This window comes from Mesorhizobium sp. FG116, assembly GCF_057809835.1.
The window spans coordinates 1-2,704 of the sequence record NZ_JBMDKS010000090.1 but is presented as its reverse complement, the minus strand read 5'-3'; the positions used below and the strand labels follow the sequence as shown (position 1 = coordinate 2,704).

Annotated in this window: 1 pseudogene; it reads left to right on the top strand. The window is 63.8% G+C overall.

What is annotated here, in order from left to right:
• Window positions 1-198 precede the first annotated feature (198 nt).
• A pseudogene (locus ACODTY_RS23705) lies at window positions 199-2,704 on the top strand (autotransporter domain-containing protein); the annotation flags it as partial.

Sequence of the window (2,704 nt, the reverse complement as noted above, 5' to 3'; positions counted from 1 at the left end):
CCGTTGGAGAAGGAGCATTGCCGCAAGGCTAAATCAATCGTGCCGGCCCGCCCAAGAAAGTGAGTCCGCAAGCATGTATTTCTTCCCCCAAATGCATCGATCGACTTTACAAGACATTCGCGTTTTGGGGCCCTGATGATTTTTACGCAAGATAATAAAGCCGCTGTCACAAGCCGTTCTAAATTTTTGCACCTGAGGATGATTCTTCTCGCGACGACCGCTATCGTTTCCGTAGGAAGTGAGAGCAACTCTGCAAACGCCCAGGCCGTCATCGACGGTGGCGCGGTCGTCAATGTGCCCGGTACGCAAGCGTCTCCCTGGAATATCGGCGGCCCGTTGAAAGTCGGCGATTCATCGGCTGGCACGCTCAACATCGGCGTTGGAGGCGTGTCCGGAACGGTGAACGATACCTCCGCCATCCTGGGCGCCGTCGCAACCGGCAATGGCGTTGTGAGCGTCACTGGTGCGGGCTCGATCTGGACAACCTCGGCTACCGCGATCGTCGGCTACGAGGGCACCGGCTTCGTGGCGATTTCGAACGGGGGTCGGGTCAATTTCAACGGCGGCTACCTGGGCAATGTTACCGGTTCCTCGGGCATCGTCACCGTCGATGGCGTCGGATCGGTTTTCGCGGCCGGTCCATTCCTCAGCATCGGTTTTGACGGAAACGGCGTGATGACCGTCTCCAACGGCGCGAAGGCGATGGCGAGCGGCGCGACAATCGGTGTGGAGGCCGGTTCGAGCGGCATCGCGACCATCTCGGACATGGGCTCCGACTGGTCTATCGTCCACGATCTGCTCGTAGGCGATCGAGGAACCGCACGCATGACAGTCGCGGCGGGGGCCACGGTCTCCAACGAAGCCGGGTTTATCGGCTACGGCTCAAGCGATGCGGCCGCGACCGTCACCGGCGCCGGCTCGACCTGGACAAATAGCGCGGACCTGCATGTCGGGCACGAGGGCCACGGCGATCTCACCATCGCCGATGGCGGCAGCGTCACCGATGTCAACGGCTTCATATCCTATAACGGGCTAACCACCGGCAACATCAGCTCCGTGACGGTGACTGGCGCGGGATCGACCTGGACGAACACCGGCGATCTCTATGTAGCCGAAGTCGGCAACGGCAGACTGCGCATCGAAAACGGCGGTGTCGTCACGGCGGTCAACGCCCTTGTCGGCGAAAACACCGGCGGTCAGGGCGCCGTCGCGGTCGACGGCGGCGGCTCGAAGCTCGCGATTTCGAATGATCTGACGGTAGGGCGTCTCGATGCGGGTTCGCTGTCTATCACCAATGGCGGCCTCGTCACTAACGGCGGCGACGGATTTATCGGCTACGGCGGCAGCTCTATCGCCCAGGCGATTGTGGAGGGCGCGGGATCGAAATGGACGAACACCAAAGATCTTAGTGTGGGATACTACGGTCAGGCCGATTTGCAGATCGTGAACGGTGGGGCGGTAAGCAGCAGGGTGGGCTCGATCGGCGTCGACCCCGCCTCAAGCGGTCAGGTGACGATCGACGGGCCTGGCTCTTCGTGGACGAACACCTCAGGAATGGTCGTCGGATACTTCGGAACGGGCGCCCTGACGATCACTAACGGCGGCTCAGCTGATACCGGGACGGGAGTGGGCGTTGTCGGTTTTCAAGCCGGCTCCAGTGGAACGGCTCGCGTCGATGGAAGCAACTCGACCTGGACAATCGGAAACAATTTCGTTGTTGGCTTTGCCGGCAATGGCGCGTTGACGATCTCGAACGGCGGTTTGGTGTCCGTCGGCGGCGCCGGCGTGCTCATTGCCAACGATCCCGGCTCGATCGGCAAGCTCAGCATCGGCGCCGAGGACGGATCGCCGGCGGTCGCCGCTGGCACGCTTGACACGGCCCTTGTTCAGTTCGGCGACGGACTGGGCGCACTCCAGTTCAACCACACGGAGACGAACTATGTGTTCTCGCCGGTCATCGGCGGCAACGGAGCGATCAACCAGTTGGCCGGCGTCACCCGCCTGACGGCCGATTCCAGCGCCTTTACCGGTTCTACGAACATCTCCGGTGGGACGCTGCTGGTCGACGGCAATATCGGCGGCGGCCCGGTCAGCGTCATGGCCGGCGGCACGCTCGGCGGCATGGGCACGCTCGGCGGGCCGGTGACGGTCGACAATGGCGGCACGCTGCAGGGCGTTCAGGGCCAGACCTTGTCAATGCAGAGCCTCAACCTTGCGGCCGGCTCCAATGTCAACGTGACCCTGACCACGCCGGGCGGCGCGGCGCTGTTCAACGTCGCCAACAACCTGACGCTCGACGGCACGCTCAACATCACCTCCGGCGGGGGCTTCGGCCCGGGCGTCTATCGTCTGATGAACTATGGCGGCGCGCTCACCGACAACGGGATGATCATCGGCGCGACGCCGAGCGGGGCCGCGGCCGGCGACTTTGCCGTGCAGACCGCGGTCGCAGGCCAGGTCAACCTCGTCAACAACATGCCGCCGACCACGACCTTCTGGGACGGCGACGGCGCGGGCAACGCCAACAACAACATGGTCGACGGCGGATCGGGCGTCTGGACCGCCGCGTCCACCAACTGGACCACCTATAACGGGGCGACGAACGGCGCGATGCAGCCGCAGCCGGGCTTCGTGATCTTTCAGGGAACGGCGGGCACGGTCACGGCGGATGCCAGCGCCGGCGCGCTGGCCGTCACCGGCATGC